Genomic DNA, 751 nt, shown 5'->3' with positions numbered 1-751 from the left:
GGACGTCGGCCCCACCACCGAAGCCATCGAGAACGACTTCACCTATGCCAACAAGATCATGGGTGACTTCTTCCGCTTCCCGTTCCCGCCGTTGCACTGGCCGACCCCGAGTCATCTGCGGCTGCGCAAGCTGATCTCGAATCTGGACCATTTCGTCGCGGAGATGATCGAGCAGCGCAATACGCGGACGGACGGCAGCCCCACCTTGCTGTCCATCCTCGCGGACGCGGTCGACGAGGAGACCGGCCACCGGATGGACGCCGTGCAACTGCAGCAAGAAGTGGTCAACATCATGGTCGGTGGCTATGAGACCACGACCGGCGCGGCGTCCTTCCTGCTGCATCTGCTCGCCAAGCACCCCGATGTGCAGGAGCGGATGCACGACGAGCTGGTCGAGGTGCTGGACGGCCGGACACCCGACTTCACCGCGGTGAGCAAACTCAAGTACACGCGCATGGTGGTGGACGAAACGCTGCGGCTGCGCGGCCCGGCNNGCCGGGCCGTGGGCCCGGACGAGGTCGGCGGTTTTGACATCGCGGCGAACACCGGCATCTACATCAATTTCTTCACCCTGCACCGCCACCGGGAATTCTGGACCGACCCGGAACGGTTCGATCCCGAGCGGTTCGCCCCGGAAGCCGTGGCCGGCCGGCCGAAGAACGCGTACATCCCGTTCGGCGCCGGGCTCCGGGTGTGCATCGGCAAGCACTTCGCGTTGACCGAACTCACCATCATCGCCGCGATGATCGTG

The 751-nt window shown here is 65.0% G+C and carries 1 protein-coding gene; it reads left to right on the top strand.

Features of this window, described 5'->3' with window-relative positions; translation table 11 throughout:
• Nucleotides 1–58: 58 nt before the first annotated feature.
• Nucleotides 59–751: cytochrome P450 (locus CCL05_RS43400; protein ID WP_425276001.1), on the top strand; the 693-nt coding region annotated here is incomplete at its 3' end.

Source organism: Streptomyces africanus, from assembly GCF_002150735.1.
GTDB classification, from domain to species: Bacteria; Actinomycetota; Actinomycetes; order Streptomycetales; family Streptomycetaceae; genus Streptomyces; species Streptomyces africanus.
The sequence above is the reverse complement of the archived record's forward strand: the minus strand, read 5'-3'. Positions and strand labels throughout refer to the sequence as shown.